Source organism: Nocardioides sp. BE266, assembly GCF_031457855.1.
Classification (GTDB): Bacteria; Actinomycetota; Actinomycetes; order Propionibacteriales; family Nocardioidaceae; genus Nocardioides.
The window spans coordinates 375,329-390,227 of sequence record NZ_JAURTI010000004.1 but is presented as its reverse complement, the minus strand read 5'-3'; the positions used below and the strand labels follow the sequence as shown (position 1 = coordinate 390,227).

The following is a 14,899-nucleotide window of genomic DNA, read 5'->3' as shown; positions in this document are numbered from 1 at the left end:
CGTTCCCGGCCCCCACCGCTCAGCGTGGGCCTGTCGTCATTTCTACAGCCGGAACGGCGCGGATCCGCGCCTCCGCGCCGTCACCGGTTGCGGTTCTTGCCCTGCTTGTTCTTGCCCTGCTTGTTCGTGTGCTGCGTGTTCTTCTTCGCGTCGGCCGTGGTCGGCGGGACCTCGGTGGTCGTCGCCGGCACCTCCACCACCGTCGGGTCAGGCGCGAGGACCTTCGGCTTGATCGGGGCCGGCGGCAACAGCGGGATCGCGTTCTCGGGCGTCGCCGGGGTGCGCACACCGGTGGTCTTGCCGGTCTTCAGGTCGAGGAAGACCGGGGCGCTGGGGATGACCATGCCCATCTTCTGCGCCTCGAGCGCCACCCGCTGCGGGTTGCGGAGCTCGTCGAGCTCCATGCGCAGCGTCTGCTCACGGGCCGCCAGGGTGTCGGCCTGGTCCTCGAGGTCGGAGGCCGCGAACGACGCCTGCTGCATCGAGGTGTTGAAGAGCAGCAGCCCCACGATGCCGCCGACGAGCACCATGCTGACCAGCGTCACGAACGGCACCCGGGGCGCGCGCGTGCGCACCCGGGGGACGACGGTGAGCCGCGCCTTGTCGACCGCCTCCTGGGCGATCCGCGTGACGCGGGTGCGGGCCTGCACTGCGGGACTGCTCATCTGACGACTCCCTGGGGAAGGTGGGATGCGGACGGGGCGGACGGTCGGATGCGCTCGACGGCGCGGAGGCGGACGGAGGCGGCACGGGGGTTCTCGGCGATCTCGTGCTCGTCGGCCTGCTCGGCGCCGCGGGTCACCAGGCGCAGGGCCGGCTCGGCGCCCTCGGGCAGGAAGGGCAGGTCCGGCGGCACGTCGAGCTTGGTGGCGTCGGCGAAGGCCCGCTTCACCAGCCGGTCCTCGAGCGAGTGGTAGGACTCCACGACCACGCGTCCCCCGACGCCGATCACCGCGATCGCCTCCGGGATCGCACGGCGCAGCACGGCCAGCTCGTCGTTGACCGCCATCCGCAGCGCCTGGAAGGTGCGCTTCGCCGGGTGGCCGCCCGTACGCCGTGCCGGCGCCGGGATGGTCGCGTAGAGCAGCTCGACCAGGCTGGCGCTCGTGGTGAACGGCGTCGTCTCGCGGCGTCGTACGACCTCGCGGGCGATCTTGCTGGCGAACTTCTCCTCGCCGTACTCCCGCAGGATGCGGGTGAGCTCCTGGGCGGAGGCGGTGTTGAGCAGCTCTGCCGCGGTCTGGCCGGTCGTCGGGTCCATCCGCATGTCGAGCGGCGCGTCCTCGGCGTAGGCGAAGCCTCGGTCGCGCACGTCGAGCTGCATCGAGGAGACACCCAGGTCGAAGAAGACTGCGTCGACGTGGGGCAGGCCGAGGCTGCCGACGACCTCGGGCAGCTCGTCGTACACCGCGTGGACGGCGGTGAAGCGGTCACCGAAGCCGGCGAGGCGCTCGCGCGACATCTCCAGGGCCGTCGGGTCGCGGTCGATGCCGATCACGCGGGCCTGCGGGCAGCGCTCGAGGACGGCCTCGCTGTGGCCGCCGAGACCGAGCGTGCAGTCGACGTAGACGGAGCCCTCCGCCTCGAGTGCAGGCGTCAGCAGGGCGACGACCCGGTCGAGGAGCACCGGGGCGTGGCGGGGAGTCGTCATGCTCAGCCCTGGTGTCCCAGGTAGGTCAGCAGGAGCAGCACGAAGGCCAGGCAGGAGGCCGCGGCGGCCGAGAACGCGATCAGGGCGGCCGCCTCGCGCGCCTGGTCGCGCACCCGCAGCGGCGGTGCCGCCGCGGTGCGTGCCCAGGGCTGGGTGGTGCTCATGGTCTCGACCCCACTGATTGCTGTGTGCTGCTCGTACGTGCTGCTGGCGTTGGCGGTGCGACTGACACGCCCCGCCTGAGTGGCACGGGGTGAGCCGCCGCACCAGGTCCCTGCCCGCTCCCTTGGCGATGGGATGCCCTCTGGTGCCGGGGAAGTGCCCCAGATGGCACGCGAGGGAGCGGGCTCGAGACCTGGTGATGCGGGTCCGATGTCAGTTCTTGTGTTGTGGAGGGGTGGGCTAGATGCCCGGGAAGACCTCGTCGCTGAGGTCGGAGAACTTCTGTTCCTGCTCCTCGGAGTAGGTCGCCCAGGCCGTCGGGTCCCAGATCTCGATCCGGTTCATCGACCCGATGACCACGCACTCCTTGCGGAGTGACGCGTACTCCCGCAGGGGTCCGGGGATGTTGATCCGGCCCTGCTTGTCGGGCACCTCCTGGCTGGCGGCCGCGAACAGCATGCGGACGTAGTCACGGGTGCTCTTCTGCGTGACCGGCGCCTCTCGGAGCCGGTCGGTCAGCCGGCCGAAGTCCTCCAGCGACCAGACAGTGAGGCAGCGCTCCTGTCCTCTGGTCACCACGAGTCCCTCCGTCAGCTGGTCCCTGAACTTCGCCGGGAGGAAGAGGCGGCCCTTCTCGTCGAGCTTGGGCGTGTAGGTGCCGAAGAACATCCGGCACCTCCCCTTGCTCGGCGGGCAGATCGACCCTGTCCCCCACTTCGCCCCACATTACTCCACTTCCCTCCACCGTCAATCAGATTCCGCGTGTTGCACGCGGGAATTCGGGGAATTTCCGGGCGCGCTCGTACGCCGCCCTCCCCCGGCCCGTCACGCTCGGCTGAGCGTGGAATGGCCGCGATCCACGCTCAGCGGGGCCCGGGTGGAGCGCCGGTGGGGGACGACGGCCGCGATCGGTGGTGGAAAGTGGGGAGGAACGGGGAGCAGGGTGGTGTCGGGTGGGGATCCGGGCCCCTCCCCCGTGCCGCGGTCCGGCAACGATCCGGTGTCGGGGTGTCCGTCCGGATGCTGTGGACAGGTATGTTGCGCGCACCACATACCGTGGTGGGGAGCACGAACGAGGGGATGGGCAAGACGTGACCACTGGGGCATCTGGGCAGGCACCTGACCTGGACACCGTGCGACGGGTGACCGGCGCCGTACGCCAGAACATCGAGCGGGTGATCGCTGGCAAGCCCGACGTCGTCAACGCTGCGCTCGTGGTGCTGCTCGCGGAGGGTCACCTCCTCATCGAGGACGTCCCCGGCGTCGGCAAGACCCAGCTCAGCAAGGCGCTCGCCCGGAGCATCGACTCCTCGGTGCGGCGCATCCAGTTCACCCCGGACCTGCTGCCGTCCGACGTCACCGGCGTCTCGATCTTCAACCAGAACACGCGCGAGTTCGAGTTCCGCCCCGGCGGCGTCTTCGCCAACATCGTGGTCGGCGACGAGATCAACCGCGCCTCCCCCAAGACGCAGTCGGCGCTGCTCGAGTGCATGGAGGAGCGCCAGGTCACCGTCGACAACTCGACCTACCAGCTCGAGAAGCCGTTCATGGTGATCGCCACCCAGAACCCCATCGAGATGGAGGGCACCTACGCCCTCCCCGAGGCGCAGCGCGACCGCTTCATGGCGCGCGTGTCGGTCGGCTATCCCGTCGAGTCCGCGGAGATCGCGATGCTCGAGGGCCACACCGCCCACAACCCGCTCGACGACCTCGAGCCCGTCACCGACGCCGGCGAGATCCGCAAGGTGATCGAGATCGTGGGCCGGGTGCACGTCTCCTCCGCCGTCCACCGGTACGCCGTCGCCCTCACCACCGCGACCCGCACCAGCAACGACCTGCACCTCGGCGCCTCGCCCCGCGCGACGCTCCACCTGGTCCGGGCCGCCAAGGCCGTCGCCGCGACCCAGGGTCGCGACTTCGTCCTCCCCGACGACATCCACGGCATCACCTCGCCGGTGCTCGCACACCGGCTGCTGCCCAATGTCGAGGCGACCATGAGCGGGCGCACGACGGCGGCGATCCTGTCCGGGATCGTGGAGTCGGTCCCGGTCCCCTCGGCCTCGAGCTGACGCGGCCACCGTGCGTGAGGCACTCGCCGCCCTGACCGTCCGCGGACGGGCGTTCCTCGCCGCCGGCATCACGACCGTGGTCGCCGCGATCGTGGTCGGCCACTCCAGCGTCGTACGCATCGGGGTGCTGATCGCGGCGCTCCCGCTGCTCACCGCGTGGTGGGTCGGGCGCTCGCGCTACCGCCTGGCGCTGGTGCGCACCCTGTCCCCCCAGCTCGTCGTCGCCGGCCAGCCGGCCACGGTCGAGCTGACGGTCTCCAACGAGTCGCGCGCCCCCACGGGCGTGCTGCTGCTGGAGGAGCGGCTCCCCTACGTCCTGGGCACCCGGCCGCGCTTCGTGCTCGAGGGCCTCGGCCACGGCTGGCGCCGGCACGCGACCTACCAGGTGCGCTCCGAGCTGCGTGGCCAGTTCGAGATCGGCCCGATGTCGGTGCGGGTCACCGACCCGTTCGGCCTGGTCGAGCTCGGCCGCACCTTCCACGCCACCACGCGCCTGACCGTCACCCCCCGCACCACCGTGCTGCCGAGCATCCCGCTCGGCGGGGCGTGGACCGGCTCGGGCGACAACCGGCCGCGGGCCTTCGCCACGGGCAGCGCCGAGGACGTCACCGTCCGCGAGTACCGCCGTGGCGACGACCTGCGCCGCGTGCACTGGCGCAGCTCGGCCCGCGTCGGCGAGCTGATGGTGCGCCGCGAGGAGCAGCCCTGGCAGTCGCGGGCGACGGTCTTCCTCGACAACCGCGGCACCTCGCACCGCGGCCAGGGCGCGGCCAGCTCGCTCGAGGGTGCGGTCTCCGCGGCCGCCTCGATCGCGGTGCACCTGACCCACCACGGCTACACCGTCCGGCTCGTCACCGCCTCCGGCGACAGCCGCGAGACCACGTGGCACACCCAGACCGCTGAGGCCAGCACGGTCCCGCTGCTCGAGGCGCTGGCCGTGGTGCAGCTCGACCACGCACCCGCTCCCGACACCCAGTGGCTGGCCGAGCAGGGCCACGGCGGGCTGGTCGTCGGTGTGTTCGGCAGCCTCGGCGAGCAGGACCTCCCGTTCCTGCGCCGGCTCCAGCATCACGCGTCCTCGAGCCTGGCGATCGCCCTCGACGTCGACGCGTGGGCGCCCCACCTGCCGGTCCAGCCCGGTCCGGGGTCGGCGGCGCACCTGACCTCGACCGGCTGGCGCTCGATCACCCTCGGGCCGCGCGACCGGCTCGACACCGCCTGGCAGGAGCTCGGCCTCATGCAGAGCCGGGCCACCGCGTCGGCAGGAGCGGCGCGATGAGGGCCAGCTGGACCAGCCTTCCCCACCAGCTGCGGCTGGCCGGGCTGGCGATGCTCGCGGGCTGGGTCACGGTGCTGTCGTGGCGCGTGCTCACCGAGGGCTTCGCCCAGGTCGGCATCCCGCTGTTGTTCATCGGCGTCGTGCTCGCCGGCGGCGGCGCGCTCGCCCGGTGGAGCCGTCTGCCCGTCCTCGCGATCCTCGCCGGCCAGCTCGTGGTCGGCGGCCTGCTCGTGCTCGGTACGACGACCGGCTCCCCCGTCCCGAGCCCCTCCAACGTCGACGAGCTGCTCGCCGCCGTCCGCGACGCCCTCGACACCTCGCAGCACTACGCCGCACCGGTGCAGGTGGGTGTGCCTCCTGTCTATCCGTTGCTGCTGATCGGCGGCGTCCTCGTCCTCGTCCTCGTCGACTTCGTGGCCTGCTCCCTGCGCCGCGCGCCGGTGGCCGGGCTCGCGCTGCTGGCGGCTTACACCCTGCCGGTGGCGGTGACCGGCGAGGCCGTGTCGTGGTGGCTCTTCGTGGTCATCGCCGGCCTCTTCCTGACCCTCGTCTTCATCCAGCACAGCGACCACGTGACCAGCTGGGGTCGTGCGCCAGACGGGGAGAAGGGCTCCTTCTCCGTGCGCACCGGGGCCATCGGCAACACCGCCCTCGCGCTCGGCGCGGCCTCCATCGCGCTTGCCGTCGTCGTACCTGCTGCGGTGCCGACGATGAGCATGACGGTCTTCGACGGCAACGGCCCCGGCACCCGCGAGGTCGAGGTCAAGGATCCGATGGTCGACCTGCGCCGCGACCTGAGCCGCGGCGAGGACATCCCGCTGCTCTGGGTGACCACGTCGGGCCCCAAACCCACCTACCTCCGGCTGTCGGTGCTGGCGCGCTTCAACGGTGCCCAGTGGACGCCCGGCGACCGCGAGATCCCCGACACCCAGACCGCGACCGGCGCCCTGCCGCCGCTCGACGGCGTGAGCTCGGCCGTGCAGCGCAAGGAGTTCAAGTACGACGTCCGCGTGGGGCCCGACTTCTCCTCGACGTGGCTGCCGACCACCGCTCAGGTCACCCGGATCGCCGCCGGCTCCGACTGGCGCTACGACACCACCACCCGCGACTTCATCGCCGCGCGCGACGACGTCACCACCGCGGACATCAGCTACGACTTCACCGGCGCGCAGCTGACCTACGACGCCGAGTCGATGAACAACGCGGTCTCGGGCGCCGGCACCGTGGCGGGCGTGTTCACCGACGTGCCGCCGGAGCTCAACAACGAGATCCGCCGGATCGCCGCGACCGTGACAGCCGACGGACCCACCCGTTTCCAGAAGGCCCAGCTCCTCCAGCAGTGGTTCCGCGAGGACGGCGGCTTCCGCTACGACCAGGCGCAGGTCGAGTCGGCCGGCAACGGCGGCGCTGACCTGATGGCGTTCCTCGACGACAAGGTCGGCTACTGCGAGCAGTTCGCCGCGACGATGGCGATCATGGCGCGCGTGCTGGGGATCCCCAGCCGGGTCGCCGTCGGGTTCCTCGAGCCGACGAAGGCCACCAACGGTGCGTGGGAGTTCTCCGCCCACGACCTGCACGCCTGGCCCGAGCTCTACTTCCCCGGCTCCGGCTGGGTGCGCTTCGAGCCGACCCCGGCCGACCGCGCCTCCAACGTGCCCGACTACACGACGACCGAGTTCGCGCCGGTCACCGACAGCCCGACCACGTCGCCCTCCGCGCAGCCGAGCGACGAGCTCCCCGAGCGTGGGCAGACCCCGAGCGCCGACTCCGGGTCGGCCGACGACAACACGTCGTCGATCCCGTGGTTCCCGATCCTCGCCGGGACCTTCGGGCTCGCGTTGCTGGCGCTGGTGCTCGTGACGCCGCGGCTGGTGCGCGGCGCGCGCCGTCGCCGTCGCCTCGCCGGCGACATCGAGGACCTCTGGCTGGAGCTGCGTGACGTCGCGCAGGACCTCGGCCACTCCTGGCCGGTCGGCCGCTCACCGCGTCGCGCGGGCGAATGGCTCGGGCGGCTCCTCGCGAAGCCCGTCGAGGGTCGCGCGCGCCCGGACCGGCCGCGTCGCGGGCGCGACCAGGCACCCGAGGCCGCCGAGGCACTGGACCGCCTGGTCGGCGCGCTGGAGCACAGCCGCTACGCGCGCGACCCCGAGGTCTTCACCGCCGAGCGCTTCCACGCCGACGCGGCCCTCGTCGAGGAGGCCATGGCTGCCGGCGCGACGCCCCGAGACGTACGACGCGCGTCCTGGTGGCCGTCCTCGGTCGTGGGACGGCGTACGTCCTGGCGCCCGCTCGGCCGCTCCGGCCAGTCCCGCACCCCCGAGACGCCGATCGACCACGAGACCAGCCAGACCGTCGACGAGCTCGTCGGCTGACCGGGGTCAGTCCTCGGGACACGTCTCCCGGTAGGGCTGGTCGGGGAAGTTCTCGGCCCACTCCGCCTCGGTGAGGTCACGCCCCGCCATCCGGCACGCGAACTCCAGGGCGCGCTCGGGTGAGGGGTCCCAGACGTAGACGGCGTGGCCGAGGAAGGGTGCGATCAGCACGGTCCGGCCGTCGGGCGTGAACTCGGCCGAGCTGTTCGTGTCCTGGTCCGCGCCGGGCGACGGCAGCTGCACGGAGGCGACGACCTCGGCCGTGTCGACGTCCCAGAGCAGGACCGAGCCGTCCTCTCCGTTGCTGACCAGTCGGGAACCGTCCGGCGAGAACGCGGCCCAGTACACGCTGGCATCGTGCGCCCTCCTCGGCGGCCTGATGGGGTGCCCCGTGGTCAGGTCGAGGATCTGCACCTGCCCGCTCAACCCGGTCACGACGCCGCGACGACCGTCGGGTGTGACCGCGGACCAGATCGGGCTCTCGACGTCGATGGGACCACGCAACCGGATCTCGCCGGAGCGCAGGTCGACCAAGGCCCAGCGATCCGCGGGGACCTTCAGGTACGCAGAGGTGGCCGAGGGCCCGTAGACCACGAATGCCGTGTCGTCAGGGCCTGCCGACACCAGCAGGGGATCCATCCCCAGCTCGACTGGACGACCTGTCTTCCGGAAGGTCGAGGCGTCGAGCAGACTCACGCGACCCGACCGCTCAGCCACGACGACGTGCTGCCGGTCGGGGGTGTAGACGACGTCGACCACCCAGTCGCCCAAGGGATGCGCTGAACGCTCCGGCCTGCCGTCGCGGCCGTCGAAGACGCTGATGGTCCCGTCGACAGCGTGCATGTAGTGCGGACCATCCCACCCACCGTTGCCCACCCACCATCCGGACGTGGCATGGCGCGCGAAGTGCGCGCGGCGCTGCCCCACGTCGAGGAACGTCTCGCTCCCGTCGATCGTGAGGTCGGGAGAGCAGATCGCGTAGACCACGAAGCGAGCATCCGGCGAGGGGGTGGCCATGCACGGGTCAGGCAGGAACCCCCGGAACGACACTCGCTGCAGGTAGCTGCGAGCGCCGAACATGTCCCACGTCCTGACGTGGCCGCTCCAGTCCGCGGAGATCGCCGTGCGCCCGTCCGGGGCCAGGTCGACCGCTCGGTGGTCGCCGCCGTCGAGCGTCGCCGTGGCAAGGAGTCGGCCTGAGGAGACGTCCCAGATCTGGGCCGTACGCGGGCCGAGGGACAGGTCAGTGAGGAACAGGCGTTCGCCGCTCTCGCTGAACCGGACGTCGTCGGCGAAGTGGTCCGTCGAGATCCGACGGACCGTGCGGCCGGTGCGGGCGTCCACGACGACTGCCCCATACGAATCCGTCACGTCTCCCACGGAGATGCCCTCATCCTGGGTCACGACGACAAGCCGGCCGTCGGGACTCACCGCGACGGAGCCGAGCGGCTGGCCCATCTGCACGTCGGTGAAACGGTGGGACTTCCCGGTGCGCACGTCGTAGACCCGGGCGTCCGGGCCTACGTACAGCCGCTCGCCGTCGGGACTCAGCGCCAGCGCGACATAGCCCCAGTCACCGGTGACGACCCGCGATCCAGCGACGTCGAGGAGGGTCGGCTTGCCGGGCTGGTCGACCCTCCACACGGCCGCCAGGGCATCGCCGTACTCGAGGTCACCCTTGCGGCGGGCAATCCGCCACAGTCCGACAGCGACGGTGCGGCCGTCCTGAGACCACGTCACGTCGGCCACGGCCCATCGTGCCTGCGGCAGGCCGCCGAGCTGATGCGACAGAGGGCGCAGGGTCTGCGGGTCCAGCAGGGTGACCGGTTGCGACGAGCCGGTCGCGCGCCCCACCGCGAGGATCCGGCCGTCCGGGCTGTAGCGCACTGAGCGCAGGATGTTCCGTTCCGCCTCCGTACGCCCCGCCTGATAGGTCTTCGTGGCACCGGACGCGCGGTCGAGCACGGTGACCAGGTGGTCGTCGTCGATGGTTGCGACCGAGGCTCCGTCCGGACTCACATCGAGTGCCTGCACGCGGTCGGGTGCAGTGAGGCTCACCGACGAGATCAGGGCCGGGTGCTGTGCCAAGGCCTTGGCGAGGTTGCCCAACTCCGACGGGGAGTCGTCGAGTCGTACCGCCGCAGCTGCGAGCAGCAACGACTGGTCGATGTCGGTCGTCGCAGCGGCTCGGATGCCAGCTTGGCGCGCCTCGGCTGCGATCGCGTTGTCCTCGGCGCTGGACTGGGCCGCGCGCGCAGCGGCGGCGTTGGACCGGGCGTGCGAAGTCTGGAGACCGGCGACACCGCCGGCTGCGAGCGCGAGGACGAGCAGCACGACGGCGCCAGCGAGGACGACACGAAGCCTGCGGATCAGCCGCGCCTGGACCCGGGCTCGTGCGCGGACCTCGCGTTCCTCGTCGGCCGCGACGAGCAGGCCGGCGTCGACGAAGGCGCTCTCGGTCTCGGTGAGTGTCGTGGTGGTGTGGTCCCGCCAGTCGACGGCCCGGGCCAGCCGCACCCCGCGGTAGAGCTCGCTCTCGGGTCGTCCGAGAGCGTCCCAGGCGTCGGCCGCGGCCGTGAGGTGGTGGCGGATCCGCTGTCCTTCGACGTCGTCGTCGAGCCAGGCCTGGAGCCGGGGCCACGCCCGGGTGAGCGCCTCGTGCGTGATCTCGAGGACACCCTCGTCGCTGGTGACCAACCGGGCACCGACGAGCATCTCGATGAGCTCGTCGTGACTGGCGTCCGTGGCGACCAGGCGGCGAGGCACCCGGGTGCGCACCGGCACCCCCTCGGACCCGGGCGACACCAGGCGCAGGACCAGGTCGCGCAGCTCGTGGCGACGACCGGCCTGGACCTTGGCGTACAGCTGCTCCGCGGACTGCGCCACGGCGTCCCGGATGCCGCCGCTGGCGCGGTAGCCGGCGACGGTCAGGGTGTTCCCCTCCCGGCGCTTCCACGTCTCGAGGAGGGCGTGCGAGAGCAGCGGGAGCGCGCCTGGGTCGTCACCCACCTCGTGCACCAGCAGGTCGACGAGCCCTGGCTCGACGAGCAGCCCGAACTGGCGCGCAGGGGCGACGATCGCCTCCCGGAGCCCGTCCTCGCCCAGCCCGCCGACGAGGTGCAGCCCTTGCTCCACCAGCCTGCTCAGCCCGGGGTGGGCCACCACGTCGGCGAGGTGGTCGGCGCGGATGGCGACGGCGACGGTGCGCCGGCCCGCCTCCGTGACGATTGCGTCGACGAACTGCTGACGCTCGGCCGGGTCCTCGCAGGAGGTGAACAGCTCCTCGAGCTGGTCCACGAACAGGACGTCGTCGGCGTTCTCGAGCCGGGGCAGGGCGTCGACCGGGTGTGAGCCCGGCGTGATCATCCGCACCACGCGTCCACGCGACTGCAGCGCGGCGCCCACACCTGCCCGGAGGAGCGATGACTTCCCGGAACCAGACGGACCGACGAGGGCGAGCAGTGGGGCGCGGGCGAGGATCGCGAGGCAGGCCGCGATGTCGTGGTCACGACCGAAGTACCGGTCGGCGTCGCTCGCGTCGTACGCGTGCAGGCCCTGCCATGGGCAGGTCGACCGCGTGGGCGTGGCCGTGGCGCCGCCGAGGATCCCGGCGTCCTGCCTGAGGATCGCCTCCTCGAGGTCGAGGACCTCCGGACTCGGGTCGATGCCGAGCTGCTGCACCAGCACCGTCTTGAGCTGGTGCAGGGTCCGCAGCGCGTCGGCCTGGTTGCCGGCCTGGTACTGCGCGAGGGCGAGCAGAGCCCACCGTCGCTCACGCAGCGGTGCTGCCTCCACCATCGTGCGCGCCCGGGCCAGCACCTCGCGGTGCCGTCCGGTGCGCAGCCGTGCGTCGACGAGGAGCTCCTCGGCCTCGAGTCGGACGTCCTGCAGCCGGCGCACCTCGGCGCGCGCCGGCGCCCACTCCTCCAGCTCAGCGTAGGGCTCACCGCGCCACAGGGCGAGCGCCTCGGTCAGGAGGTACGCCACCCGGTCGGCCTCGCCGATTGCGAGCAGCTCGCGAGCACGATCCACCTGCGCCTCGAAGCGCGCAGCGTCGACCTCGTCGGCGGACAGGTGGAGTGCATAGCCCTGAGCCGAGGTGAGAACGGCGGCCGCTCCCAGCTCCTTGCGGAGCCGGACGACGCAGCCCTGCAGGATCTTCGTGCGTGACGCGGGCGGGCTGTCACCCCACATCGCATCGGCGAGCCGGTCCGCCGAGACCGGCCGGCCGAGGTGGAGCGCGAGGACCTGCAAGACCAAGCGGTCGCGCGGACTGAGCCGTGCCTCGTCGTCCACGGTCACCGGGCCGAGAACGGTCACTCCCATCAGCCCAGAGTCCGCCGACCGCTCGGAGGGGTCAACCGCGTCGATACCCGGTCGATACCACTCCGGACCCGGACGTGTACCGGCCGTTGACAGAACAGATGGTGCACCCGGGGCACGAGGTCCCGGACCACCGAGGAGAACCATCATGAACCGCTACACGCTCAACGCAGACGGCAACCGCTGGTGGTGGGGGTCGGCCCTCGCCGGCGCCACCAGCACCGCTGCCATCCTGGTCGTCACCGCCCTGCCCGTGGCCGGCCAGGCGATGCCCGTCTCGACCACCAGGCACGAGCCCGCGACGTCGTACGTCGTCGTGGACAGCACCCAGGACCCGGACTCGGGCTACTCGACGGAGGGGTTGTGCTTCCTCCACCGGGCGAGCTGGAACGAGGCGCTGGACTGGCCCCAGCCGACGTGTCGGCAGGCAGCCCGGGAGGACTCCGTACCTGCGGCGCCGCGCGTCATCCGCGTCGGGCTCGACTGGCGGCCCTGACGGGCCGTCCGGTCACGGGCGGATGCTGGGTCAGAAGCCGCGCTCGCGGCGGCGACGCCACCGCTCTTCCATGCGCTCCATGAAGGGGCTGTGGTTGCGGCCGCGGGACGGTCGGTGGGCCCGACCGCCGTCGATGACGCTGAAGCCGGGGCGGCCGCCGTTGGTGCGGGCCTTGGCGATGGGTGCGGCGGCCGGGGAACGGGCCGAGGTCAGGGCGAGGATCGCGCCGCCGAGCATGACCACGAAGCCGAGGACGCCGACGATCGTCTGGACCACGACGCCCTGGTCGAGGAGCACCGCGAGGATGAGCAGGCCGACGCCCGCAGCGAGGATCACGCCACCGAGGATCATGCGGCGACGCGCGGCGCGCTGGAAGGAGGCGCCACGCAGGGTGGAGGCGAGCTTGGGGTCCTCTTCGACGAGGGCGCGCTCCATCTGCTCGAGCAGTCGCAGTTCTTCCTCGGAGAGCTCCACGGTTCCTCCTCACCTCTCGTGGCAAGTCTAGGCACGCCGGTGCGCCTACGGTAGGCGTCCTCGGAAAATTCACCCCCTCGCAGGTGGGTTCTCGTCACACCGCCGACCGGCCCGACCCGTTGGCCCCGACCAGGCTCGCCGGGCGGACCGCCGCAGAGCCGAACCGACGGGTGGCCCGGTCGACCGCCCGGTCGGCATCGGACCACCCGTGCTCGGGCTCCCCGAGCACCAGCTGGCGGTGCACCGTGGCACGTGGCACGAGCCCCTCCATCCGTACGCCGACCAGGCGCAGGCGGGCCCGCTGCAGGCCGAGGGCGTCGTAGAGCCGGGTCGCCGCGCGGTGGATCTCCACCGTCACGTCGGTCGCCTCGGGCAGGGTGCGCGAGCGGGTGATCGTGGTGAAGTCCGCGAAGCGGACCTTGATCGTGACGGTGCGCCCCGCGACGCCCGCGGAGCGCATCCGGCCGCCCACCCGGGCCGAGAGGCGGAGCAGCTCGCGCACGATGACGTCCCGGTCGTCGGTGTCGCGGCCGAACGTCTCGTCGGCGCCCATCGAGCGCTCCGGCTCGTGGGGACCGGCCGTGGCGGTGAGCTCGTCGCGGTCGGTGCCCCACGCGAGGGCGTGCAGGTGGCGGCCGAGGTGGACCCCGACGGCCCGCTGGAGCGTCCCCACCGGGGTGTGCGCGACGTCGCCGACGGTCATCAGGCCGAAGCGGTGGAGCAGCGTCTGGGTCTTCTCCCCCACGCCGTAGAGCTCGCCGACGTCGAGCGGATGCAGGAACGACGTCACCTCTCCCGGCCGCACGACGATCACCCCGTCGGGCTTGGCGCGGCGGCTGGCGAGCTTCGCGACGGACACCGTCGCGGCGACCCCGACCGAGCACGTGATGCCCTGCTCGTCGTGGATCGTCGAGCGGAGCCGCTCGGCGATCTCGGCCGGCGGACCGAGCCGGCGGGTGGAGCCGCGCACGTCGAGGAACGCCTCGTCGAGCGACATCGCCTCCACCACGGGGGTCACCTCGCGGAAGGTCTCCATCACCGAGGCCGAGACGCTCGTGAAGGTGTCGTAGTCGGGCTCGAGCACCGTCACGTGCGGGCACAGGCGTCGTACGCGCGTCATCGGCAGCGCGGAGCGGATGCCGTAGCGGCGAGCGACGTAGTTGGCGGCGAGCACCACCCCGCGCCCGCTGCCACCCACCACGACGGGCTCGTCGACGAGGTCGGGGCGCTCGCGCAGCGCGACGGACGCGTAGAAGGCGTCCATGTCGACGTGCAGTATCGGGGTGTCGGTCATGGCCGGCTCCCGACGCGCGGGCGCGGGTCAGCGCGCGGCGAGGACGTGCAGCTGGGTCGCCAGCGGGAGGTATTCCGGCCGGGTCGCGACGGCGCGCTCGAGGTCGACGAGGGCCGCTGTGGCACCGGGCTCGAGGTCGAGGAGGCTGCCGGGGACGAGGTCGGCGAAGACCCGGACCGCGTGGACCGTCGACGGCTGCAGGCCGGCATCCCCGAGGAGGTCGACCACCTCGTCGCTGGTGAAGCGACGACCGCCGCGACCGGTCGCCGGGTCGCCGTCGAGCAGCTCGCGCGCCGCCTGGAAGTGCCCGGCCATCGCCCGGGCGACGACGGCCGCGTGGCGCTGGGCGACGAGCAGGCTGAGGTGGCCACCGGGGCGCAGCACACCGGCGATGGCAGCGAGGGAGGCCGCGGGGTCGTCGACCATCTCCAGGACTCCGTGACACAGGACCAGGTCGGCCTCGTCGACCAGGCTCGCCAGGTCGGACAGGTCGCCCTGCTGGCCGGTGACCCGGTCGGCGACCCCGCGCTCGCGGGCCCGGCGGTCGAGGGCCGCGAGGGCGTCAGGGCTGGGGTCGATGACCTGGACGGTGTGGCCGAGCTCGGCCAGCGGGACGGCGAACCCGCCCGTGCCACCGCCGATGTCGACGATGCGGGCCTGATCCGCGCCGAGGGCGCCACCCTCGAGGAGGGTGCGCACGCCGTCCCAGACCACGCCCGCGCGGACGGACTGGCGGCGGTCGCTGGCAGAGGGCTGCGGCATGGCAGCAACCCTAGTGC

The 14,899-nt window shown here is 72.3% G+C and carries 12 protein-coding genes; 4 read left to right on the top strand and 8 right to left on the bottom strand.

Going from position 1 to position 14,899, the window contains the following annotated elements; translation table 11 throughout:
• Window positions 1–80 precede the first annotated feature (80 nt).
• The 4 genes from J2X46_RS14205 to mraZ form a co-directional block, all read right to left on the bottom strand.
• Complete coding sequence (locus tag J2X46_RS14205) at window positions 81–665, bottom strand: hypothetical protein (RefSeq protein WP_310251607.1); 585 nt, start codon at window positions 663–665, stop codon at window positions 81–83.
• A complete protein-coding gene (rsmH, locus tag J2X46_RS14200; protein ID WP_310251606.1) occupies window positions 662–1,651 on the bottom strand; it encodes a 16S rRNA (cytosine(1402)-N(4))-methyltransferase RsmH in 990 nt (329 codons plus the stop codon). Before rsmH ends, J2X46_RS14205 begins: the two co-directional genes overlap by 4 nt.
• 2 nt (window positions 1,652–1,653) lie before the next feature.
• Complete coding sequence (locus J2X46_RS14195) at window positions 1,654–1,815, bottom strand: hypothetical protein (protein ID WP_310251604.1); 162 nt, start codon at window positions 1,813–1,815, stop codon at window positions 1,654–1,656.
• 238 nt (window positions 1,816–2,053) lie between these two features.
• Window positions 2,054–2,482 (bottom strand): division/cell wall cluster transcriptional repressor MraZ, encoded by a 429-nt coding sequence (mraZ, locus tag J2X46_RS14190; RefSeq protein ID WP_310251603.1) that lies wholly within the window; start codon window positions 2,480–2,482, stop codon window positions 2,054–2,056.
• Between the two features lie 464 nt (window positions 2,483–2,946).
• Between mraZ and J2X46_RS14185 the strand changes: the two genes are divergently transcribed.
• From J2X46_RS14185 to J2X46_RS14175, 3 genes are read left to right on the top strand one after another with little or no spacing between them, the layout of a single operon-like run.
• Window positions 2,947–3,882, top strand: coding sequence for a MoxR family ATPase (locus tag J2X46_RS14185; protein ID WP_310251601.1), 936 nt, complete (start codon window positions 2,947–2,949; stop codon window positions 3,880–3,882).
• A 10-nt stretch (window positions 3,883–3,892) separates the two neighbouring features.
• Entirely contained in the window at window positions 3,893–5,161 is a 1,269-nt protein-coding gene (locus J2X46_RS14180) for a DUF58 domain-containing protein (protein ID WP_310251600.1), read from the top strand.
• Window positions 5,158–7,533: a DUF3488 and transglutaminase-like domain-containing protein gene (locus J2X46_RS14175; RefSeq protein ID WP_310251599.1), complete on the top strand. Its 2,376-nt coding sequence runs from the start codon at window positions 5,158–5,160 to the stop codon at window positions 7,531–7,533. The genes J2X46_RS14180 and J2X46_RS14175 overlap by 4 nt, the downstream gene beginning before the upstream one ends.
• Before the next feature lie 6 nt (window positions 7,534–7,539).
• Here the strand turns inward: J2X46_RS14175 and J2X46_RS14170 are convergent, their stop codons facing one another.
• Window positions 7,540–11,859: a BTAD domain-containing putative transcriptional regulator gene (locus tag J2X46_RS14170; RefSeq protein ID WP_310251597.1), complete on the bottom strand. Its 4,320-nt coding sequence runs from the start codon at window positions 11,857–11,859 to the stop codon at window positions 7,540–7,542.
• A 145-nt stretch (window positions 11,860–12,004) separates the two neighbouring features.
• On the opposite strand from J2X46_RS14170, the gene J2X46_RS14165 reads away from it, so the two are divergent.
• Window positions 12,005–12,352: a hypothetical protein gene (locus tag J2X46_RS14165; protein WP_310251595.1), complete on the top strand. Its 348-nt coding sequence runs from the start codon at window positions 12,005–12,007 to the stop codon at window positions 12,350–12,352.
• Between the two features lie 30 nt (window positions 12,353–12,382).
• Here J2X46_RS14165 and J2X46_RS14160 read toward each other — a convergent pair whose 3' ends face one another.
• The 3 genes from J2X46_RS14160 to J2X46_RS14150 all read right to left on the bottom strand — a co-directional run bounded on the left by J2X46_RS14160 (window position 12,383) and on the right by J2X46_RS14150 (window position 14,882).
• A complete protein-coding gene (locus J2X46_RS14160) occupies window positions 12,383–12,826 on the bottom strand; it encodes a DUF3040 domain-containing protein (protein WP_310251593.1) in 444 nt (147 codons plus the stop codon).
• A 94-nt stretch (window positions 12,827–12,920) separates the two neighbouring features.
• Entirely contained in the window at window positions 12,921–14,120 is a 1,200-nt protein-coding gene (gene dinB, locus J2X46_RS14155; protein ID WP_310251591.1) for a DNA polymerase IV, read from the bottom strand.
• Between the two features lie 27 nt (window positions 14,121–14,147).
• Window positions 14,148–14,882 carry a methyltransferase domain-containing protein gene (locus tag J2X46_RS14150; protein WP_310251589.1) on the bottom strand — a complete coding sequence of 245 codons (735 nt, stop codon included), beginning with the start codon at window positions 14,880–14,882 and terminating at the stop codon, window positions 14,148–14,150.
• Window positions 14,883–14,899: the final 17 nt, after the last annotated feature.